This window comes from Rhizobium sp. BK538 (assembly GCF_014197575.1).
Classification (GTDB): Bacteria; Pseudomonadota; Alphaproteobacteria; order Rhizobiales; family Rhizobiaceae; genus Rhizobium.
On the sequence record NZ_JACIFT010000014.1, the window covers coordinates 17,484 to 39,406 of the forward strand.

Below are 21,923 nucleotides of genomic sequence, written 5' to 3' on the forward strand. Positions count from 1 at the left end.
TCCGGCCGAAAAACTTACTTTCGTTTGCGCCCCTTGGCGGCGAGCGCCTTTGCCTGCGCTATCCAGCCGTCACGCGCAATGCGCCCATCAAAGCCGAGCTCCGCGTCAATACGTGCCACGTCCTCGTGAGACCAGGCAGCGATGGCGGTGAAGCTGCGAATACCCTTGGCGTTCAAGACCTGCTCGATCTTCGGGCCGACGCCAGAAATCTGCTTCAGATCGTCAACCTTTCGGGCACGCGATGCGGGCTTTGTAACCACCTCGGGCTTTACGTCCGGTTGCCGAGCCGGAACAACCGAAAGCTTGACGTTGGCGGTTGCCTTCTTAGCAGGCGTGGGGTGAACATTCTCCGGCCGGATCTCGACCTCTGGCTTGCCTTCATCGGGCGGCGTTTCGTCAAGTACTGCCGCCAGCTTGCTCGTTGCATCGAGCGCACCCTGCAAGGCTCCGAAAAACGCGCCGGCCATCTGTGTCGAAAAGCCGAAACCGATCGCCGTCGCCGCAGCCATTGCCGCAGCGGGGTTGACCATCACCGGCGGCACGGGCAGCGCGCGAGCGTTTTCCAGCATCTCGGCAGCAAGACGACCGAAGTCGGCCGAGAAATCAGCCGCTCCTTCCTTCTTCATGCTGTCGGACGCCTTCGTCGTCATCGCCCTTACTCTGCAGCCTCAAGAACCGCCCCGTGATCCAGCGCGCTTGCCGTATACTGGTCGATACGCGCTTCGATCTCGTGACGGAAGTTCCGGATCAGACCCTGCACCGGCCATGCAGCGGCATCACCGAGCGCACAGATAGTGTGACCTTCGATTTGCTTGGTGACCTGGAACAGCATGTCGATTTCGCGCTTCTGGGCATTGCCCTTGGCCATGCGCTCCATCACACGCCACATCCAGCCGGTGCCTTCGCGGCACGGCGTGCACTGGCCGCAGCTCTCATGCTTGAAGAAGGCCGAGATGCGAGCGATCGCCTTGACGACGTCGGTGGACTTGTCCATGACGATCGCGGCAGCCGTACCGAAGGACGAGCCGACAGCGCGAAGGCCGTCGAAATCCATCGGGCAGTCGATAATGTCCTTGGCCGGGACGATTGGGCACGATGCGCCGCCCGGGATGACGGCGAGCAGGTTGTCCCAGCCGCCGCGAATACCACCAGCGTGACGATCCACGAGTTCACGGAAGGTGATGCCCATTTCTTCTTCGACCGTGCACGGCTTGTTGACGTGACCGGAAAGCATGAAAAGCTTGGTGCCGACGTTGTTCGGACGACCAATCGAGGAGAACCAGCCCGCACCACGACGCAGGATGGTCGGAGCAACGGCGATCGACTCAACGTTGTTCACGGTCGTCGGGCAGCCATAGAGACCCATGTTCGCCGGGAACGGCGGCTTCAGGCGCGGCTGGCCCTTCTTGCCCTCGAGGCTTTCGAGCAATGCCGTCTCTTCGCCGCAAATATACGCGCCAGCACCATGATGGACGTAGATGTCAATGGGGTAGCCGAGCTTGTTGCTCTTGCCGAGCAGACCGTAGTCATAGCATTCGTCGATAGCAGCTTGCAGCGCTTCACGCTCGCGGATGTATTCACCGCGGACGTAGATGTAGGCGGCGTTCGCACCCATGGCGAAGCTTGCGATGACGCAGCCTTCGATCAGCGTATGCGGATCGTGGCGCATGATATCGCGGTCTTTGCAGGTACCGGGCTCCGACTCATCAGCATTGACGACGAGATAGTGCGGGCGTCCGTCGCTTTCCTTCGGCATGAAGGACCACTTGAGACCGGTCGGGAAGCCCGCGCCGCCACGTCCGCGAAGCCCCGAGGCCTTCATCTCGTTGATGATCCAGTCGCGACCCTTTTCGAGGATCTGCTTTGTGCCGTCCCAGTGGCCGCGGCTCATCGCGCCCTTCAGGGACTTGTCCTTAAGGCCGTAGATGTTGGTAAAGATGCGGTCTTTATCTTGTAACATGCTTCACCTTCTTACCGCGGCTTCTTACCGAAAACCTTGATATATTCCGCTTCGCCGCCCTTGGCGAGCGCCTTGGCCTGCTTGACCCAATCGTCGCGCTCGATACGGCCCTTGAAATTCAGGTAGCCGTCAACCCATTCGCGTTCGGCCTTCTTCCATACCGCGACCTGCGCGAAGGTGAAGATTCCGATCTCATGCAGGGTCGCTTCGATCTTCGGGCCGACGCCGGAGATCATCTTCAGATCGTCAGGCGTCGCGGGCTTTTCGATGCCGGCGGGGCGGTTCTTGTCGCTGAGCGAGGGCTTTGCGGCATGCTCGACCTGCGCAGCCGTGGCGGGGGCCGGCTGCTCTTCAACAGCCTTGACGTTCTTCGCGGCGGCCTTCGGATCAGTCGCCGGCGTCTTCAGCGCAGCATTCGTCTCGGCGTCGGTGCTCTTTGCACGCGCAGCTTCGGACGGCGGGACCGGTGCTGCATCGACCGTTGCAGTCACAGCTTCCGCGACCGTCTTCTTGGCAGAAGCCTTCTTTGCCTTCGGCTCTTCGCTCAGCAGCGTCGTCGGGCCGCCTTCCGGCGAGGAGAAGTGACGATCGATTTGCGGACCAACCTCGATGCTTGCGCCATTGCCGACCTCAAACGCGTCGATGATCTCTTCAAGGCGCTCAGGCGTCAGATCTTCATAAGTATCCTTGCCGATCATGACCATCGGAGCGTTGACGCAGGCCCCGAGACATTCAACTTCTTCCCAGGAAAGCGTACCCTCGGCGTTCCGCTCAAAGGGATGATGATGGATCTTGCTCTTGCAAACCGCCATCAGGCTTTCCGAGCCGCGCAGCATGCAAGGCGTCGTCCCGCAGACCTGGATATGGGCGCGCGTGCCGACCGGGTTCAGCTGGAATTGCGTGTAGAAGGTCGCGACCTCGAGAACACGGATATAGGCCATGTCGAGCATGTCGGCGATCTGTTCGATCGCGGCGCGCGTGACCCAACCATCCTGTTCCTGCGCCCGCATCAGCAGCGGAATGACCGCCGATTGCTGACGGCCTTCAGGATATTTCTTGATCGTCTTTTCCGCCCAGGCAGCGTTCTCGTCATTGAAGGCGAACGCGGCAGGCTGGAATTGATCTTCGGCTAATCGACGAACGGACATTCTTCCTCACGCCTTGTCAGTTTATGGTCCCACACTGCGATGCCGTCAGAGACTTCATCTCGCACGCGTAGGCCGACTGGTTTTTTTGCAAAAACACAACGAACTTGCCGCCGTTCGGAACGGCGGCCTTGATTTCATAGCCCTTGGACAAGAGCTCACCCAGAGAGGCCTTTGCCGCCGGTGGCTGCACCTCGTCCTGGCCCAGCTTCGGCCCCATTCCGCCGACTTCCTGGGCGAAGGCCCCGGAAGCAGCGAAAAGAACGATAGCGACAAGCCGCAACAGCTTCATCAGCGGTCTACCTCACCGAACACGATATCGAGCGAGCCGAGCACGGCTGTCACGTCAGCGAGCATGTGCCCCTTGCAGAGGAAGTCCATCGCCTGCAGGTGCGCGTAGCCCGGTGCACGAATCTTGCAGCGGTAGGGCTTGTTGCTGCCATCGGCGACCACGTAGACGCCGAATTCGCCCTTCGGCGCTTCGACAGCCGCGTAAACCTCGCCGGCCGGCACATGATAGCCTTCCGTATAGAGCTTGAAGTGGTGGATGAGCGCTTCCATCGAACGCTTCATCTCGCCGCGCTTCGGCGGAACGACCTTGCCGTCGATCGACGAGACCGGACCGGTCTTCGCACTTCCCATAAGGCGCTCGACGCACTGCTTCATGATACGAACCGACTGGCGCATTTCGATCATGCGGATCAGGTAGCGATCGTAGCAGTCGCCGTTCTTACCGATCGGAATGTCAAATTCCATATCGTTGTAGCACTCATAGGGCTGCGAGCGGCGCAGGTCCCAGGCAGCGCCCGAACCGCGCACCATCACGCCCGAAAATCCCCACGACCACGCATCCGCCAGCGACACAACGCCGATATCGACGTTACGCTGCTTGAAGATGCGGTTGTCGGTCAAAAGCCCTTCGATATCATCGAGGATTTTCAGGAACGGATCGCACCACTTGCCGATGTCCTCGACCAGTTCCGGCGGAATGTCCTGGTGGACGCCGCCCGGACGGAAGTAGGCAGAGTGCATACGGGCGCCGCAGGCGCGCTCGTAAAACACCATGAGCTTTTCGCGCTCTTCGAAGCCCCAGACCGGCGGCGTCATCGCGCCGACGTCCATCGCCTGAGTCGTCACGTTCATGATGTGCGACAGAATTCTGCCGATTTCCGAGTAGAGAACACGGATCAGCTGGCCACGAATCGGAATCTCGAGCTTCAGCATCTTTTCGACGGCGAGCGCGAAAGCGTGTTCCTGGTTCATCGGCGCGACGTAGTCGAGACGATCGAAATAGGGAACGGCCTGCAGGTAGGTCTTCGTCTCGATCAGCTTTTCGGTCCCGCGATGCAGAAGGCCGATATGCGGATCGACGCGCTCGATGATTTCACCGTCGAGTTCAAGCACGAGGCGCAGAACACCGTGCGCGGACGGATGCTCCGGTCCGAAATTGATCGTAAAATTGCGAACGTTATGTTCAGTCATAGCGACGCGCTCCGCGCTGGCAATTGGCATGAGACGGCGAACAGAGAGGCTTCAAGAAATCCGAGCTCATCTTCACTTCGCCGCCTTCTCGTCTCCCGGCAGCACGTATTCGGTGCCTTCCCAAGGGGACATGAAGTCGAAATTGCGGAATTCCTGCTTCAGCTCGACGGGTTCGTAGACAACGCGCTTGGCAGCATCGTCATAACGCACCTCGACGTAACCGGTTGTCGGGAAGTCCTTGCGCAGCGGGTGCCCCTCGAAACCGTAGTCGGTGAGAAGACGGCGCAAGTCAGCATGACCGGAGAAGGGAATGCCGTACATGTCCCAGGCTTCGCGCTCGAACCACTCGGCACCCTTGTAAACGCCGGTTGCCGACGGCACCGACTCGCCGTCAGCCACGGCGACCTTGATGCGGATGCGCAGGTTCTGCTTCGGCGACAGCAGGTGATATACGACGTCGAAGCGCTTTTCGCGCTGCGGCCAGTCGACACCGCAGATATCGATCATGCTGATGAAACCGCAGCGCGCATCGTCGCGCAGGAACGTCAGCAGCGCCAGAATCGTTTCCGGCGTCGCAGTCACGTTAAGCTCATTGTAGCTGATGGCTGCATCGACAAAGAGATCGCCCCGCATCTCGCGGAGATACGAAGACAGTTCGCTCAAGGCTTCAGTCATGACAGTCCTCCGCCCTTAGCGCTCGATCGTTCCGGTTCGACGGATCTTCTTCTGCAGAAGCAGCACCCCGTAGAGCAGCGCTTCTGCCGTGGGGGGACAGCCCGGCACGTAGATATCGACAGGAACGACACGGTCGCAACCACGCACGACCGAATAGGAATAGTGATAGTAACCGCCGCCGTTGGCGCAGGATCCCATAGAGATAACATAGCGCGGCTCAGGCATTTGGTCATAGACCTTACGGAGCGCCGGCGCCATCTTGTTGGTCAGCGTGCCGGCAACGATCATGACGTCAGACTGGCGCGGCGACGCGCGCGGAGCGACACCGAAGCGCTCCATGTCGTAACGCGGACCGGAGACCTGCATCAGGCCTTCGACTGCGCAGCAGGCAAGACCGAATTGCATCCACATCAGCGAGCCCGTACGGGCCCAGGTGATGAGATCGCGGGTCGAGGTAACGAGAAAGCCCTTATCGGCCAGTTCATCGTTGATTTCGCCGAAGAAGGCGCTGTCGCTGCCGATCGGCTTGCCCGTTGCCGGGTCGATGACGCCTTTCGGGTGCGGCGCGACGAGCGCCTTATCGCTTTGGGCTACTCCCATTCCAGGGCTCCCTTTTTCCATTCATAAATAAAGCCGATGGTCAGCACAGCGAGGAAGACCATCATGGACCAGAAACCAAACCAGCCGATCGCGCCGAACGAAACAGCCCACGGAAAGAGGAAGGCGACTTCGAGGTCGAAGATGATGAAGAGGATCGACACCAGATAAAAACGGATATCGAACTTCATGCGAGCGTCGTCGAATGCATTGAAGCCGCACTCGAAAGCCGAAAGCTTTTCCGAATCGGGCGCCTTGAAGGCAACGGCAAACGGCGCGATCAGAAGCGCCAGGCCGATTACAAGGGCGATACCAATAAAAATAGCGATCGGAATATAGGAACTGAGCAGTCCAGTCATCAGGTTCATCCCTGCTTGCGGCTGCGCCAGGAAGGCACCAGTGGGCAATTGCCCGGCAAGCGAACGTGCGTTGCAACAGAGCCGTCGTTAGCGCAGCCAGCGCCAGGGCGCAAGACTTTTAGAGCACCAATTCGACTGTCGAGGCGCGACATTATCAAGCAGATGCAATGATGTCGCGACAAATCCACACTAGTTGATTCAGACTGCATGTCAGCCCGTCGGATATTGCATGGCTCGCAACAAAGGAGAAAGTCCAAACCAAGAGAGAACTGCGAAAACCGACGCTCGCCCGGGACACCATATTATAGAAAGAGAGAAGAAAATGGCGCGAGTGACGGGGCTCGAACCCGCGACCTCCGGCGTGACAGGCCGGCACTCTAACCGACTGAGCTACACCCGCGCATCGTGGACAGAAGGACCGGACCAAGCGCCACACGGCACTCCATTTTGAAATGGCGCGAGTGACGGGGCTCGAACCCGCGACCTCCGGCGTGACAGGCCGGCACTCTAACCGACTGAGCTACACCCGCATTCATTTCAAGCGATCCGGAAGCTTTCGCGTCCGTGTCAAAGCAGCTTCGCCGCTTCGATGAGCGGCTAACTAAGGGGTTCGCATTTGAGTGTCAAGCAGCTTTGGAGACAAAACGATGACAGTCTGCGAATTGTTTTTGGAGAACGAAAATCCCTAGGCAAATTCAGTGTATTATTAGAGGAGTGCTTGTCGGGCTTGCACAAGCAATCAATCCCCGAGCCCTCACGCTGTACTCGCCGGCGGCTTTCTACAGCTCAGAAATCGCCGAGACGAAAGCCGGGTGAGCAGCTCCATTCAAAAAAATCAAAAAATCTTCACAAACACTCTTGCGGTTTGTCCGCGATCCGCATAGATCACGGCCACCGACGCGGCGGGCCGAACCGGACCGATCTCGCGAGGGCGATTAGCTCAGTTGGTAGAGCGCCTCGTTTACACCGAGGATGTCGGGAGTTCGAGTCTCTCATCGCCCACCATTTCTTTCCTACATACTCATAGTTTGCTGCTGATGATGGCAACGTATCGGATCCGCTCGAGCAGGTGGCGTGCGTTGCGTACCCCCCTCGCTGCGCCAGAGTGCTCATTTACTTCGTTTTAATTGAGCGGGCGCAGTATTGTCCTCATAAGTTGTTTGTCATACGGAGCATGATGTTCCGCGGTGGCTTTCTACATACGTCATTCTTCTGCTTTCCGGCACAGCGCAAGCGGTTGCAGGAAAAGCTTCCAGCATAGCTTGCCTGCAATAGTGACACAGCCGGCCATGGCCGCCGCTCATGTCACCCAGCCTCGTCAGTGGTAAAGACGAAGTCACGTCGGAGAGGGCATCTGGTGCAGTCCAATACGCACACGAATCTAGCCTTTCGCATTGCAACGGTTTTGCAACAACTTGGAATCGAAGGGCTGCCGCGCAACTATGAGCTCGTATTCGAGGCCCTGACTGGCAACAGTCCGGATCTCGCCCGCGAGCTAAGATCACTTGGCCCGGTAAAGACACAGGAGGCCCTGGATGGAATCGGACGCCGTTACCTGCCCCACCACTTCGAAGGCAGCCTGCTCGAGGCCCGTTCCGGCCAGGTGCAGCAGGAACTGCAGAGCATTCTCTCCCTACTCAACGAGGAAAAGTCAGCACTGACGCGCTACGGAAGTATCATCAGCCAAGCGGCCCGCGTCTTTGAAGCCAATGATGTGACAGACACGGCCGCGCTCACGCGATCGCTGCAATCGGTAAGCTCGGCAACACATACTCGCGAGGCGCAAAGTGCAATGCTCGCTTCCAAGGTGGTGGAAAAATCCCAGAAGCTCGAGGAGGTACAGCGCGAGGCCGCCGCGGCAAACGCCGCAAGATTTGTCGATACGTTGACCGGCCTGGGGAACCGTCGGGTATTCAACAAGGAACTCGCCAATGTCTATGAGAAATCAGGACTGCCTGATCTGTGCGGAATCGCCTTTGCGGATATCGACCGCTACGAGACCATTGCAGCCGTTCCAAACCTTCTTGAGCCCGTCCTCAGGAAAATCGGCGAGTTGATCCAGGCGATGTTCGGTGAAAAGGATCTGGCCTGCCGCTTCGATCGGGGGCGCTTCGGTTTCATCTTCCGAACGGCGGACGAGACGGAGATCATGCGGCTTGTCGATAGGCTCCGCGATCGGCTTAGGGGATTGCCGGTGGTGCATCCCGTATCGGGAAAACGGGCAGCGCCAATTTCATTCTCGGTCGGGATATGTATGTCGAAGGAAGCCCGGACGGCTGATGCGCTTATAGCATTCGCCGAACAGGCGCTCGGCATGGCCAAGGCATCGGGCGGAGACAACGTCTCTGTCCATGGTGTGGCCAATGTCTCGCATGTGCCCAAGGACTGGCTGATCTATCGGTAAGATCAGATCGCAGCGATCTGTCGTTGCGCCTCCCGAAGAAGCCTAGCCAACATCGCGTTGCGCTGGCTATAAGGTGGTTCCCGCGGGCCGCAAGGTCCAACAACACACGCATTATCCGAGACATCATCATGAAGACACGCGAGGAACGGCAGGCACAGCGGGCTAGTATGCCGCGCACACAGTTGAGCACGCACCATATGGAAAATGCACGGCTGCTGCCTGATCGGAGCGAATTGCTCTACCGTATCCCGAACGGCGGCATCGGCGTCGAAGTTGGAGCTGCCTTTGGGGAGTATACGGCGGAAATCCTTGAGAAGAATCGGCCTGCACAGCTTTACCTGATCGATCCTTGGAGCATGGACCGCTACAGTTCGGGGCTCGATCAAATCCACAATCAGTTCAAAGACCAGATAGAGAGTGGCCAATTGCACCTGATGCAGGGCACATCGCTCGAAAAGCTCGCCGAATTCGAAGATGACTTTCTCGACTGGGCTTACATCGACACCGATCATTCCTTCGGGCTCACCTGGCAGGAACTCCTGCTGTGCGAGAAGAAAGTGAAACGAACGGGAAGAATCGCCGGGCATGACTTTTGCACCGGCAATGCCGTTAAGCCGATCGTCTACGGCGTCGTCGAAGCGGTCACCAAGTTCTGCAAGGACTATGGCTGGCAATTCGAGTTCCTGACGGTCGAATCGCACGCTCACTTTTCCTATTGCCTGAAGCGCCTCTGAGCCGCTTCAGGCCTTTCCTGCGTATTGCTCGTCGCTGACCTGTCCCATCCAGTCGGCGGCGCTGCCGTCCAGCGCTTCATGGATCGCGATGTGGGTCATTGCGGTATCGGGTCCGGCGCCATGCCAGTGCTTTTCGCCCGGCGCGAACCAGACCGTGTCGCCGGCGCAAATTTCACGAAGGGGGCCGCCCTCGCTCTGCGCCAGCCCCTTGCCTGCGGTGACGATCAGGGTCTGCCCCAACGGGTGCGTATGCCAGGCGGTTCGAGCGCCCGGTTCGAACGTGACGCTGACCACCCTCACCCTTGCCGGGGTTGGCGCGTCCATCAGTGGGTCCTGACGGACCGACCCCGTGAAATATTCTTTCGGCGCCTTCATAGAGGGCCGCGATCCGCAGGGTTTGATCTCCATCGACGTTTCCTTTTCGAGCATGACGATCTGTCCAGGCGACCGTAAGCCAAGCGGCTTCATTGTCCAAGCGACGCATTGCTCGGTCCCAGGCTGCGTGGCCCTGACCACAGCGCCTTGTCACCAATCGGAGACAGGAGCGAATCCGACGATAACCGCGGATAGCAGAGCGCGCTCCGAATCGTGGCGTTCATGTCGCTCCGCAGAAGAAATGGCGGCGCTCCGGCGATGCCGCCCTATCTCAGCTGCAGGCGCTTGCTCCTTGCCTGGGCGACTGCTAGGGCGAGGCATTTCATCACGCGGAGGATTTCCATGAAACAGCATTCTTTCGGCCACCTGCCCCATACCGTCACGAATATCGGCTTCGGCGCATGGCAGATCGGCGGCGCCTGGGGCGATGTCAGCGAAGCCGACGGCCGCGACGCCCTGAATGCGGCGCTCGACGCCGGCATGACCTTCATCGACACCGCCGACGTCTATGGCGACGGCCGATCGGAAAAGATCATTGCCGACGTTCTTGCGAGCCGTGGCGGCGAACGGCCGATGGTTGCGACCAAGGCAGGGCGCCGGCTGAACCCGCATGTCGCCGATGGCTACACCAAGGCCAACCTCGAAGGCTTCATCGATCGCAGTCTCAAGAATCTGCGCGTCGACGGCCTCGACCTCGTGCAGTTGCACTGCCCTCCGACAGAAGTGCTTTATCGCCCGGAGGTCTTCGAAGCCCTGAATGAGCTGCAGAAGGCCGGCAAGATCATGGGCTACGGCGTCAGCGTCGAGAAGGTCGAGGAAGCGCTGAAGGCGATCGAGTATCCTGGCGTCGTCAGCATCCAGATCATCTATAACATCTTCCGTCAGCGGCCCGATCACCTGTTTTTCCAGGAGGCGCGGCGGAAGAACATCGCCGTCATCGCCCGCGTGCCGCTTGCAAGTGGTCTGCTCTCCGGAAAGATCACCCGCGATACGAAGTTTGCGAGCGACGATCACCGCAATTTCAATCGTCACGGCGAGGCATTCGATGTCGGTGAGACGTTCGCTGGCGTTCCCTTCGAGGTCGGCCTGCAGGCGGTGGAGGAAGTGCGCAAGCTCGTTCCCGCTGGCGCGACGATGGCGGCCTTCGCGCTGCGTTGGATCCTGATGAGCGATGCAGTCACCGTCGTCATTCCGGGTGCACGCAATGCCGAACAGGCACGCGCCAACGCGGCGGCGGCAAGTCTCGCGCCGCTCTCGCATGAGGTGATGGACGCCACACGCGAGATCTACGAGCGCCTCGTCGCTCCTTATGTCCACCAGCGCTGGTAAAGCAGCCGCAAGAAAAATGGCCGGGCGTAGACCCGGCCATTCTGTTTCATGCCAATCTCAGTTTGTGCCAACGAGATTGACCTGGAAGAACAGAGTTTCGCCCGAGGAATCATCGACGCCGTCATTGTCCGTGACCGCGTAGGCCTTGCCGGAGGCATCGAAAACGAAGCCCTCGAGCTTGTCGAGGACATAGCCATTGGTGGCGGTCTTCAGCTCCGGAAGGAAGTCGTGGGCTTCAATCTTCTTGACGACCGGCAGTTCGCCACCGAGCTTGGCGGGCTTCAGGTCCGATATCGCTACCTTGTAGAGCTTCTTCAGTCTCGCTGCGTCGCCGACAAGGTTATCGCGTTCGATGATGTAGACGCTATCGCCATGAGCGGAGATTTCGGAGAGACCAATCCAGCCCGCTTCGAATTTGTCGAGCGGATAGCGGACGGCACCCCACTCCTTGCTTTTCGGATTGTAGGAAACAAGTTTGACAAGGCCCTTCTCGTCATCCTTCCACTCGCGCTGGACGGCCATCCAGAGCGTCGCGTCGTCGCCGGAGCCGACGATCGTCACACCTTCGAAGCCGTAGCGGATTTCGTTCGCTGCCAATTCTTTGGGAAGTGAGATCTCTTCCTTGATCTCGCCTTTCGGATTGACGTGATAGAGAGCGTGCGGCACCAGCTTCTCAGTGTTGCCTTCGGACGCCAGCCAGAACCAGCCCTTTTCATCAACGGCCACACCCTCGATGTCGAGCTTCTGTGCCGGTTGGCCGTCGCGCTTTACGGTCAGCGTTTCGGTGATCACGGCCGGCTTCCTGGTTGCGTCGATCGTGTAGATCGTCGGCTGCATGCCGAGGACACTATCGCTGACGGCAAACAGCTGTCCCGACTTTTCCGGAACGGCAGCAAGACCGGAAAGCGCCGCGAAGCCGACCGGGTTGCTATCCTTCTCGGCCGCAACGATCTGCGGATAGGCCGCCTCGCCCTCGGCGAGTTCGTAGAGCATCACGTGCGACCGTGGGCCGCCGTCCTCGCCAAGATCGACTTCGTTGGCGGTCGCGAGGAGATTGCGCGTCGGTACGGCCACAGCGCCTTCAGGTGAAACGCCGGACGGAAGAATCTGGACCAGTTCAGGCTCCGCACCGGTATCCCTGTAGACGCCGACGACAGAGGCGCGCTCTGCGAGCAGGAATATGTATTTCTGGCCTCCGATCGTCGCCACTTCCAGACCTTCCGGCTCGACGCCCTTGGCGGATGAACGCTTGTCCGGATAGTGGCCGATATTGGCGACGGCACGTTCGAAGGAAGCACCGGATTCGTAGAGCACCTTGCCGGTCTTGTCGAAAATCGTGAAACCGCGCGAGCCGCCTTGATAGTCGCCTTCGTTGGCAACGACCAGGCGGTTATTGTCGAGCCACTTCACCGCGTCAGGCTCACGGGGGGTGCCCTTGAGTTCGCCGGTGAACTTCAGGGCACCATCGCGTTTGGTGTCGATGCCGGCCAGATCGACACTGCCAGCGGAGAAGTGCGTCTTCACCGTTGCAGTTGCCGCGTCAATGATGACGATTTCGTTGTTTTCCTGAAGGGTCAGGGCAATCTCGTTCTGGTCGTTGAACGAGACGAATTCTGGTTCCGGATCTTCGGGCGCAATGCCCGCAAGGCCTGTCAGCGTGACGTGCTTGATCGAGCTGCAATCGACCGTGCCGTTCTTGACTTGGAACACGGCGAGCTCGCCTGCCGGCATCTGTGGAATCTTGCCGTCGTTCACCTCTTCGTCACGCTCGTTTTCGATCGCGATCGCGCCGAGCGTCTTGTCCTTGTTGAGTGCGATCGAATCCGGCTGGCCGCCGAGATCGCAGGTGCTCTCGACCTTCTTGGTTGCAACGTCGACGATCGCAAGGCGCCCCGAGGGCTTCGCCCTGCTCTCTGACGTATTGACGGCCACCAGTGCCTTGCCGGCGGCGGACGTCACGGAGGTCGGCTCGCCGTCCATCATCAGCGCGCCCCCGGCCTTCGGCGCCTTGGCGTCTGAGATATCGACAAATCCGATCGCACCGAGCGGGCTATCGCTATAGATCAGCGTCATGCCGTCGTCGGTGGCCGTGATTATTTCCGCCGAAGTGGCCGAAAGCTTGTCTTTTCCCTCGGGCAGGTTGGATGCCACCGGAAAAGTTGCGATGCGGTTGAAAACGGGCTCTGCGGCGGCCGGAAACGCGGCCGTCGTCAGAAGCGCTGCAACGAGCACTGTCTTGCGCGATAGAGTTGTCATGAAATCCCCCATGAATTCAAACAAAGGGGTTTTGCGGGATAGGCATGACACCGGAATGACACTGCCGTCACATTCTGACTGCGCTAGCCGGTCTCCCGTTCCTTCTTCATTTCGTTCCTCATGATGAAGAGCGATGCACCAAGGATCAGCATCGCCCCCAACCACAAATAGCCGGTCGGCGCATAACCAAAGACCAACCAGCCGGCGAAAACATTGAGCGGCAGCTTGAGATCGTCGAAGGGCTGGATGTAGGCGGCATCGGCCGTTGAATAGGCAAGTGTCAAGAAATACTGGGCCATCACGGTGAGGAGGCCTGCCGCAACGAAAAGCAGGAGCGTCATACCGGAAGGGATGCTGAATCCCGCGGCGACCGCCAATCCGCCGTTGATGGGCGTCAGGAGAGCCAGCAGCCAGACGGTGATGGTTTCCGGCCGTTCGACCCCGGTAAGGCTCTTGGTGATCAGCGACGAGGCACCCCAGAGAAGCGCCGAGAGGATTGGAAGGAGCGCCGCCCAACTGAAGCTGTCCGACCAGGGCTGCAGGATGATCATCGCTCCGACGAAGCCGGTGCCAGTCGCCACCCACCGTGCGAGGCCGATGTATTCACCAAGGAAGATGCGTGCGCCCATGATGATGAAGAATGGCGAAGTCATTACCAGGGCGATCGCCTGCCAGATCGGCACGGACGCAAGCCCTGCGACCCAGGTCATCACACCGAAGGCTGCCAAGGCGACACGCACGACGTGACGCCAAGGATAGCGCGTTCGCATTGCTCCAAAGCCGACGCGCCGGAGAAAGGGCAACGAGAAGACCAGCGCAAAGGCATATTGCCAGAAGGCTGCAGAGGCGGAGGGGAAGGCGAGCCTCATCGTCAGCCATTGCGTGACGACATTGAGGATCGAGAAGGCGATGCCTGCAGCGACCATCCAGGCAGCGCCGATCATTGCTCGCGAAGCAGAAAATGTAGGGGAAGTCTGATTCATGTTTTCTTTCCGAAACCAACACAAATCAGGACGCATGAGCGCGATACCGCAGCCAGGACAGAATTCGCCCTCGCCCGCTCCGCTGGTAGTGTGCTGAAGGTTCTGCAAATTCTCTGAAGGAGGCGGTCATGGCAGGCTGGTGATGTTCAACGTCACCTGATTCCCTGGAAGGAACGCCACCATGACCAAGATTGAAGGTAAGACAGCCAGCGCTGCCGTCAAAGACATTTTGCTTTCGAACCCTGATGGGCTGCGCGAGGTGATCCGCACGGTGATGCAAGAGGTGCTGGAGGCGGAGATGGACGAAACACTGGGGGCTGCAAAAGGCGAGCGCACGCCGGAGCGGCTCGGCTACCGCTCGGGCCACTATGGCCGCACGCTGATCACCCGTGTTGGCAAGCTTGAACTGCGGGTTCCGCAGGATCGCTCGGGACGCTTCTCCACCGAACTATTCGAGCGCTATCAGCGCTCCGAGCGGGCGCTGGTGGCAACGTTGGCGGAGATGTATGTGCAAGGGGTTTCGACCAGAAAGGTCAAGGCGATTACCGAGGAACTCTGCGGCCATGCCTTCTCGGCATCATCGATCTCGGCGATCAACAAGCGGCTGGACGAGAGCCTGAAGGCCTTTGCCGAGCGCCCGCTTCAAGAGCCCTTTCCCTACCTGATCCTCGATGCCCGCTATGAGAAGGTGCGTGAGGCCGGCGTCGTGATGAGCCAGGCGGTGCTGATCGCCGTTGGCATCGACTGGGACGGACGGCGGCAAATTCTGTCTGTCGAGATGGCCGGTCGCGAGAGCCGCTCTGCCTGGAAGGACTTCCTCGTCAGGCTGAAAGGACGCGGCTTGAGGGGCGTCGAGCTGGTGGTCTCCGACGATCATGCCGGTCTCGTCGCGGCGATCGGCGAGGTGATCCCGGAGGCCGCCTGGCAACGCTGTTACGTTCATTTCCTGAGGAACGCCCTCGATCACCTGCCACGCAAGCATGGTGACGACTGTCTGCAGGAGCTGCGATGGCTCTACGATCGGCGCGACCTCGACGAAGCCAAGACCGACCTTTCTGCCTGGCTTGCCAAATGGTCGGCCCGGTATCCGCGTCTGACCAGTTGGGTCGAGGAGACGATCGAACAGACGCTGACCTTCTTCCGATTGCCACGCCAGCATCACAAGCACTTGAAGTCGACCAATATGCTTGAACGCCTCAACGAGGAAATCCGGCGCAGAACCTACGTCGTGCGCATCTTTCCAAATACCGAGAGCTGCTTGCGCCTCGTAAGGGCGCTCGCAGTCGAAACCCACGAAAACTGGATGGAGGCAAACCGCTACATCAACATGGATGACCTACGCGAGCACAAGAAACTCGCTCTGCGTCAAGCCGCATGACCAGCCGCATGACCGCCCAATTTTGCAGAACTTGACGCACACAACCGCTCCGCTCATTCTCTTTCATCCGGACTGTAACCGTCGGCTCCGGAATTGCACCGGATCTGCTGACCCTTTCGACACCGGCCAAAAGGCGCTCGCGGACTTGAGCCGAGGCCCTTACCGCCGGTGGGGACTTTCACCCCGCCCTGAGAACAGTATTTTCGTAAGACATACCTCGCGTGCCGACAAGTCCGCGAAATACAAAAAGGGTCCGGCCGTGGCCGAACCCTTCGAAACTTGCACCGCCGGTCTCGTTGCCCGGCCGACAAGCAAATTCATATCAGCCGTTAACGGCGTCCTTCAGGCCCTTGCCGGGCGTGAACTTCGGCACGTTGCGAGCCGGAATATCGACTTCAGCGCCGGTGGACGGGTTGCGGCCCTTCGTGGCTGCGCGATGGGAGACGGTGAAGCTACCAAAACCAGCGAGGCGAACGTCGCCCTTGCCCTTCAGTTCAGCCTGGACGACTTCGAAAACAGCATCAACTGCGGAAGCAGCGTCGGTCTTCGAGAGTCCTGCCTTTTCGGCAACTGCGGACACGAGTTCATTCTTGTTCATGTTTCCACCCCTTTCTAAATGGTTCGAAACGACTCAAATCTATAAGCTAGGCACAGAATAGAGTTCATCAGGCCCGCCGCACCCCAAAGACCCTGCAAATCAAGGAAATGCAAGCACCTGCGTGTCAATTTCACAAAAAAAGGCTGGCGAAAACACCAGCCTTTTCAGGGTTTTTAAGCAATTGGGCACGAATGTGGCAAACAAAGCTCAGTGAGCTATGGTTGCACCTGTTTCATCGAGCCCTTCGACCGTTGCAATGACCGGCGTTTCCACCGTGCCATCCCACTCGATCGCTTCCGGTCTGCGGACCAGCGCATGCTTGATCACCTCGCCCATGCGGGACACCGGGATGATCTCCATGTTGTTCTTCACGTTGTCCGGAATCTCCGCCAAATCCTTGGCGTTTTCTTCCGGGATCAGCACCTTCTTGATGCCACCGCGAAGCGCTGCGAGCAGCTTTTCCTTCAGGCCGCCGATTGGCAGAACACGACCGCGAAGAGTAATCTCACCAGTCATGGCCACATTCTTGTCGACCGGGATACCGGTCATGATCGAGACGATTGCGGTTGCCATGGCAACACCGGCCGACGGACCATCCTTCGGCGTCGCACCTTCCGGCACGTGCACGTGGATGTCGCTCTTGTCGAAGCGCGGCGGCTCGATGCCGAAATCGACAGCGCGCGAGCGGACGTAAGATGCCGCTGCGGAGATCGACTCCTTCATGACTTCCTTCAGGTTGCCGGTCACGGTCATCCGACCCTTGCCCGGCATCATGACGCCTTCGATCGTCAGCAGTTCGCCGCCGACTTCCGTCCAGGCCAGACCGGTGACCACGCCGACCTGATCTTCGCGTTCTGCTTCGCCGTGGCGGAAGCGCGGAACGCCCAGATAGTCGTCGATGTTTTCGGCCGTCACATGAACGGACTTCGTCTTGCCCTTGATGATCTCGGTCACCGCCTTGCGGGCGAGCTTCATCAATTCGCGTTCGAAGTTACGAACACCGGCTTCGCGGGTGTACTGCTGGCTGATCGCCATCAGGGCATCGTCGCTGACCGAGAATTCATTCGGCTGCAGAGCATGCTCCTTGATGGCCTTCGGCAGCAGGTGTCGCTTGGCGATCTCACGCTTTTCGTCTTCGGTGTAGCCGGCGATGCGGATGACTTCCATGCGGTCCATCAAGGGCGCCGGAATGTTCAGCGTGTTCGCCGTCGTGATGAACATCACGTCCGACAGGTCGTATTCGACCTCCAGGTAGTGATCCATGAAGGTCGAGTTCTGAGCCGGATCCAGCACCTCGAGCAGAGCAGACGACGGATCGCCGCGGAAATCCTGACCCATCTTGTCGATCTCGTCGAGCAGGAAGAGCGGATTGGACTTCTTCGCCTTCTTCATCGATTGGATGACCTTGCCGGGCATCGAACCGATGTAGGTGCGACGGTGACCGCGGATTTCAGCTTCGTCGCGAACGCCGCCGAGCGCCATGCGGACATACTCACGGCCAGTCGCCTTGGCGATAGACTGGGCAAGAGAGGTCTTGCCGACGCCCGGAGGGCCGACGAGGCACAGGATCGGACCCTTGATCTTGGTCGCGCGAGCCTGAACAGCCAGGTACTCGACGATGCGCTCCTTGACCTTGTCGAGACCGAAGTGATCGGCTTCGAGGATCTTCTCGGCGTTGTTGAGGTCCGTCTTGATCTTCGACTTCTTGCCCCACGGAATGCCGAGCAGCCAGTCGAGGTAGTTGCGGACAACAGTCGCTTCGGCCGACATCGGGCTCATTTGCCGCAACTTCTTCAGCTCGGCATCGGCCTTTTCGCGTGCTTCTTTCGACAGCTTCGTCTTGGAGATGCGTTCTTCCAGTTCGGCCATCTCGTCGCGGCCTTCCTCGCCGTCGCCGAGCTCCTTCTGGATCGCCTTCATCTGCTCATTCAGGTAGTACTCGCGCTGGGTTTTCTCCATCTGGCGCTTGACGCGCGAACGGATGCGCTTTTCGACCTGCAGGACCGAGATCTCGCCTTCCATGAAGCCGAGCGCCTTTTCGAGGCGTGCCTTGACACTGGTGGTTTCCAGCATCTCCTGCTTCTCGGTGATCTTGATCGACAGGTGCGACGCAACCGTGTCGGCGAGCTTCGAGTAGTCGTCGATCTGGCTAGCGGCGCCAACGACCTCAGGCGAGATCTTCTTGTTGAGCTTTACGTAGCTCTCGAATTCGGACACGACCGAGCGGCTGAGCGCTTCCAGTTCGACCGGATCGTCATGCGGCTCTTCGAGAACATGGCCAAGGGCTTCATAAAAGTCCTCGCGATCGGTGTAGGCGTCGATCTCGGCGCGTGCGCGACCTTCGACCAGAACCTTGACGGTGCCATCAGGCAGCTTCAGCAGCTGCAGCACGTTGGCGACGGTGCCGACATTGTGAATGGCAGAGGGTTCCGGATCGTCATCGCTCGCGTTGATCTGCGTGACGAGCATGATCTGCTTGTCCGATCCCATGACCTCCTCAAGCGCACGGATCGACTTCTCGCGGCCGACGAATAGCGGCACGATCATATGCGGGAAGACGACGATATCGCGCAGGGGCAAAACCGGATATGCGATGCTCGCAACTGACGTTTTCTTCGTCATTTTATTTCCTTTCCATCGTCCCGTTGCCGGGCTCTTCTGGCGCGGCCACTAGAACCGGGCCGCACTCCACTTGAGACAACAAGTGGAGGTTCTGACTATGCTTTTCAAGCTGCGCCATGGCCGGTGTCCCCCTGGACATGACAGCTATGCTACAACGGAACACCTTCACTCTGGAGCGCCAGGCTGGACCGGCGCTTGCCACTTCCGCGCCGGCTAACGCACAAGGCCGAAACACACCAACGGAATCATTCCATAATTGCCACGGACTTGGAAATCCGCAACGGCAGCAGAAGCGCTTTCAGACCTCTTTAGCAAGATTTATCAAGGTCGTGCACTGGTTTTGAAATAGAAAGAGGCCTGCCGACGGCAAGCCCCTTAAATTCACGGTTCGTATCGTAAAGATATCTCTAATGCCTCACGCCGAAGCGTTGGCCTTCTCGTCCTGACGATCGGCGTAGATGTAAAGCGGACGGGCGGAGCCGCGCGCCACTTCCTCGGAGATAACGACCTCACGTACGCCTTCCAGCGCCGGCAGTTCGAACATCGTGTCGAGCAGGATCTTTTCCATGATCGAGCGAAGGCCGCGAGCACCGGTCTTGCGCACGATCGCCTTGCGGGCGATCTCGCGAAGAGCGTCCTCGTGGAAGGTTAGTTCCACGTCTTCCATCTCGAACAGGCGTTGGTACTGCTTGATCAGCGCGTTCTTCGGCTCGGACAGGATCTGGATCAGCGCATCCTCATCGAGATCCTCGAGCGTCGCCAGGACCGGCAGACGGCCGATGAACTCAGGGATCAGGCCGAACTTGACCAGATCTTCCGGCTCGAGCTCGCGCAGAACTTCGCCGACGCGGCGGTCGTCCGGAGCCTTGACCGTTGCGCCGAAGCCGATCGAGGTCTTCTCGCCGCGCGCGGAGATGATCTTGTCGAGGCCGGCAAAGGCCCCACCGCAGATGAACAGGATGTTCGTGGTGTCGACCTGCAGGAACTCTTGCTGCGGATGCTTGCGCCCGCCCTGTGGCGGCACGGAGGCGACCGTGCCTTCCATGATCTTCAACAACGCCTGCTGGACGCCCTCGCCCGACACGTCGCGGGTGATCGACGGGTTGTCCGACTTGCGGGAGATCTTGTCGACTTCGTCGATGTAGACGATGCCGCGCTGAGCGCGCTCGACGTTGTAGTCAGCAGCCTGCAGCAGCTTCAGGATGATGTTTTCGACGTCCTCACCGACATAGCCGGCTTCCGTCAGCGTCGTCGCATCGGCCATGGTGAAGGGCACGTCGATGATGCGAGCGAGCGTTTGGGCAAGATAGGTCTTGCCGCAGCCAGTCGGGCCGACCAGCATGATGTTCGACTTCGCCAGCTCGACTTCGCTGTTCTTCGTGGCATGCGCGAGGCGCTTGTAATGGTTGTGAACGGCGACGGACAGGATCTTCTTCGCCTGGCGCTGGCCGATGACGTATTCGTCGAGAACCTTGATGATGTCCTGGGGCGTGGGAACGCCGTCACGGGACTTGACCATCGAGGACTTGTTCTCTTCGCGAATGATGTCCATGCACAGTTCGACGCATTCATCGCAAATGAAAACCGTCGGTCCGGCAATCAGCTTCCGGACTTCGTGCTGGCTCTTTCCGCAGAAGGAGCAGTACAGGGTGTTTTTAGAGTCGCCGCCGTTGCTGCCGCTGACCTTGCTCATATCACTTTCCTTCCAGCACGCCGCATTTCAAGGTGAAATTACGGTCCACTCATTGGCCTGCTCCACGCTTGGAGCCCCAGCCGGCCAAGGCCGTTAAGGGGTACGAACCGGTCCAAACTATGCTGTCCTGGCTCCGGCGGCAACGAATTCCCCTTCGACTGCCGATGCTATGTCATAAAAATTCAACATAGCATTAATACTTGAGATTGCCGCACCCGCCACCGGGTTTCTTCCCTTGTTCAATCACAAATGAGATAGAACTGTGGCGGATACAACACCATCCCTACTTCTCACTAGGCGGCATCGCCTTCCATCTCGACGCGAGACGTCAGAACCTTGTCGATGACGCCCCAGGTCTGAGCCTCGTCCGCATCCATGAAGTGGTCGCGGTCGAGGGTCTTTTCGACTTCCTCGTAGGTGCGACCAGTGTGCTTGACGTAAACTTCGTTGAGGCGGCGCTTCATCTTCAGAATATCGCGGGCGTGACGCTCGATGTCCGATGCCTGGCCCTGGAAGCCGCCCGATGGCTGATGCACCATGATGCGGGAATTCGGGGTGGCAAAGCGCATGTCCTTGTGGCCGGCAGCAAGCAGCAGCGAGCCCATGGAGGCGGCCTGGCCGATGCAGAGCGTCGAGACAGCAGGCTTGATGAACTGCATCGTGTCGTAGATCGCCATGCCGGCAGTTACAACGCCGCCCGGCGAGTTGATGTAGAGCGCAATTTCCTTCTTCGGGTTTTCGGCCTCGAGGAACAGGAGCTGGGCGCAGACGAGCGTGGCCATGTGATCCTCGACCGGCCCAGTCAGGAAGATGATGCGTTCCTTGAGCAGGCGCGAATAGATGTCGTAGGAGCGTTCACCGCGATTGGTCTGTTCCACGACCATTGGCACGAGGGCCATAGCGGTATCGACTGGGTTTCTCATGTGCGTCCTTTGTCAACGTCTGCCGGCTATAGCCGGGAATCAAAGAAAATGCCTTATCCCTACATAGAGCTTCCCTGCCCTCCTCTTCAAGACGCGCTGATGGATAACGTTAAGAGGGGCAGGCGTAAGGCGAACAACTTTTCGCCCGATATACGCTCATGCCTGCAAATAGCTTCGAAGAGCGAGCGGCGATCGCGCGGTCGCACAGCTTTTGTCGGTGCCAGGATGAACGAATTCTGAATCCACTTGCGACTATGCTGCGTTTACAGACCAGAAAGCCTAACCACAACTCGGCACAAAAATGCGCCGCCGAGCCAGGCGTAATTAATGAAGTTGCCAGTTTCCTCCGAGAGAATGCGCGCAATGCAAGGGGTATTGCCGTGTTCAATGTTACGACTGGATTAGCCATT

The 21,923-nt window shown here is 59.1% G+C and carries 19 protein-coding genes, 3 tRNA genes and 1 riboswitch; of the genes, 5 read left to right on the plus strand and 17 right to left on the minus strand.

The genetic code is table 11. The features are described from left to right. Window positions 1-14: 14 nt before the first annotated feature. The 10 genes from FHX09_RS18220 to FHX09_RS18265 form a co-directional block, all read right to left on the minus strand. A complete protein-coding gene (locus FHX09_RS18220; RefSeq protein WP_132593986.1) occupies window positions 15-650 on the minus strand; it encodes a helix-hairpin-helix domain-containing protein in 636 nt (211 codons plus the stop codon). A 5-nt stretch (window positions 651-655) separates the two neighbouring features. Next, a complete protein-coding gene (gene nuoF / locus FHX09_RS18225; RefSeq protein WP_007789664.1) occupies window positions 656-1,960 on the minus strand; it encodes an NADH-quinone oxidoreductase subunit NuoF in 1,305 nt (434 codons plus the stop codon). Between the two features lie 11 nt (window positions 1,961-1,971). Further along, window positions 1,972-3,108, minus strand: a complete 1,137-nt coding sequence (locus FHX09_RS18230) for an NADH-quinone oxidoreductase subunit E (RefSeq protein WP_132593984.1) — start codon at window positions 3,106-3,108, stop codon at window positions 1,972-1,974. 16 nt (window positions 3,109-3,124) lie between these two features. Further along, entirely contained in the window at window positions 3,125-3,397 is a 273-nt protein-coding gene (locus FHX09_RS18235; RefSeq protein ID WP_132593982.1) for a hypothetical protein, read from the minus strand. Next, complete coding sequence (locus tag FHX09_RS18240) at window positions 3,397-4,587, minus strand: NADH-quinone oxidoreductase subunit D (RefSeq protein ID WP_007789658.1); 1,191 nt, start codon at window positions 4,585-4,587, stop codon at window positions 3,397-3,399. Before FHX09_RS18240 ends, FHX09_RS18235 begins: the two co-directional genes overlap by 1 nt. A 72-nt stretch (window positions 4,588-4,659) precedes the next feature. Beyond that, entirely contained in the window at window positions 4,660-5,262 is a 603-nt protein-coding gene (locus FHX09_RS18245) for an NADH-quinone oxidoreductase subunit C (RefSeq protein ID WP_183723019.1), read from the minus strand. A gap of 15 nt (window positions 5,263-5,277) precedes the next feature. Next, a complete protein-coding gene (locus FHX09_RS18250; protein ID WP_007789655.1) occupies window positions 5,278-5,862 on the minus strand; it encodes an NADH-quinone oxidoreductase subunit B in 585 nt (194 codons plus the stop codon). Next, entirely contained in the window at window positions 5,853-6,218 is a 366-nt protein-coding gene (locus FHX09_RS18255) for an NADH-quinone oxidoreductase subunit A (protein WP_007789653.1), read from the minus strand. The genes FHX09_RS18250 and FHX09_RS18255 overlap by 10 nt, the downstream gene beginning before the upstream one ends. Before the next feature lie 323 nt (window positions 6,219-6,541). Further along, window positions 6,542-6,618, minus strand: a tRNA-Asp gene (locus tag FHX09_RS18260). A gap of 53 nt (window positions 6,619-6,671) precedes the next feature. After that, a tRNA-Asp gene (locus FHX09_RS18265) sits at window positions 6,672-6,748 on the minus strand. Window positions 6,749-7,147: 399 nt separating this feature from the next. On the opposite strand from FHX09_RS18265, the gene FHX09_RS18270 reads away from it, so the two are divergent. The 3 genes from FHX09_RS18270 to FHX09_RS18280 all read left to right on the plus strand — a co-directional run bounded on the left by FHX09_RS18270 (window position 7,148) and on the right by FHX09_RS18280 (window position 9,356). Next, window positions 7,148-7,223: transfer RNA gene (locus FHX09_RS18270), tRNA-Val, on the plus strand. 352 nt (window positions 7,224-7,575) lie between these two features. Next, on the plus strand, window positions 7,576-8,622 hold the full coding sequence (locus FHX09_RS18275) for a GGDEF domain-containing protein (RefSeq protein ID WP_132593976.1): 1,047 nt from the start codon (window positions 7,576-7,578) through the stop codon (window positions 8,620-8,622). 128 nt (window positions 8,623-8,750) lie between these two features. Continuing rightward, on the plus strand, window positions 8,751-9,356 hold the full coding sequence (locus FHX09_RS18280) for a class I SAM-dependent methyltransferase (protein ID WP_132593974.1): 606 nt from the start codon (window positions 8,751-8,753) through the stop codon (window positions 9,354-9,356). A 6-nt stretch (window positions 9,357-9,362) separates the two neighbouring features. Here FHX09_RS18280 and FHX09_RS18285 read toward each other — a convergent pair whose 3' ends face one another. Continuing rightward, a complete protein-coding gene (locus FHX09_RS18285; RefSeq protein WP_132594000.1) occupies window positions 9,363-9,764 on the minus strand; it encodes a cupin domain-containing protein in 402 nt (133 codons plus the stop codon). 309 nt (window positions 9,765-10,073) lie between these two features. Between FHX09_RS18285 and FHX09_RS18290 the strand changes: the two genes are divergently transcribed. After that, the gene (locus FHX09_RS18290; RefSeq protein ID WP_132593972.1) at window positions 10,074-11,060 is read left to right on the plus strand and encodes an aldo/keto reductase; all 987 of its coding nucleotides are present in this window, start codon (window positions 10,074-10,076) and stop codon (window positions 11,058-11,060) included. Between the two features lie 57 nt (window positions 11,061-11,117). Here FHX09_RS18290 and FHX09_RS18295 read toward each other — a convergent pair whose 3' ends face one another. Then, entirely contained in the window at window positions 11,118-13,328 is a 2,211-nt protein-coding gene (locus FHX09_RS18295) for an esterase-like activity of phytase family protein (RefSeq protein WP_184450504.1), read from the minus strand. Window positions 13,329-13,399: 71 nt separating this feature from the next. Next, on the minus strand, window positions 13,400-14,299 hold the full coding sequence (locus FHX09_RS18300) for a DMT family transporter (RefSeq protein WP_007792117.1): 900 nt from the start codon (window positions 14,297-14,299) through the stop codon (window positions 13,400-13,402). Between the two features lie 181 nt (window positions 14,300-14,480). Between FHX09_RS18300 and FHX09_RS18305 the strand changes: the two genes are divergently transcribed. Next, window positions 14,481-15,677 carry an IS256 family transposase gene (locus tag FHX09_RS18305; protein WP_183722117.1) on the plus strand — a complete coding sequence of 399 codons (1,197 nt, stop codon included), beginning with the start codon at window positions 14,481-14,483 and terminating at the stop codon, window positions 15,675-15,677. A gap of 51 nt (window positions 15,678-15,728) precedes the next feature. Beyond that, window positions 15,729-15,877: riboswitch (FMN riboswitch) on the minus strand. Between the two features lie 122 nt (window positions 15,878-15,999). On the opposite strand, the gene hupB is transcribed toward FHX09_RS18305, so the two are convergent. The 4 genes from hupB to clpP form a co-directional block, all read right to left on the minus strand. Further along, window positions 16,000-16,275 (minus strand): DNA-binding protein HupB, encoded by a 276-nt coding sequence (gene hupB, locus FHX09_RS18310; protein ID WP_007531759.1) that lies wholly within the window; start codon window positions 16,273-16,275, stop codon window positions 16,000-16,002. A gap of 207 nt (window positions 16,276-16,482) precedes the next feature. Further along, window positions 16,483-18,897 carry an endopeptidase La gene (lon, locus tag FHX09_RS18315; protein WP_007792121.1) on the minus strand — a complete coding sequence of 805 codons (2,415 nt, stop codon included), beginning with the start codon at window positions 18,895-18,897 and terminating at the stop codon, window positions 16,483-16,485. Window positions 18,898-19,312: 415 nt separating this feature from the next. Further along, complete coding sequence (clpX, locus tag FHX09_RS18320; RefSeq protein WP_007792128.1) at window positions 19,313-20,590, minus strand: ATP-dependent Clp protease ATP-binding subunit ClpX; 1,278 nt, start codon at window positions 20,588-20,590, stop codon at window positions 19,313-19,315. A gap of 293 nt (window positions 20,591-20,883) precedes the next feature. Continuing rightward, window positions 20,884-21,513: an ATP-dependent Clp endopeptidase proteolytic subunit ClpP gene (gene clpP / locus FHX09_RS18325; protein WP_007792131.1), complete on the minus strand. Its 630-nt coding sequence runs from the start codon at window positions 21,511-21,513 to the stop codon at window positions 20,884-20,886. Window positions 21,514-21,923 lie beyond the last annotated feature (410 nt).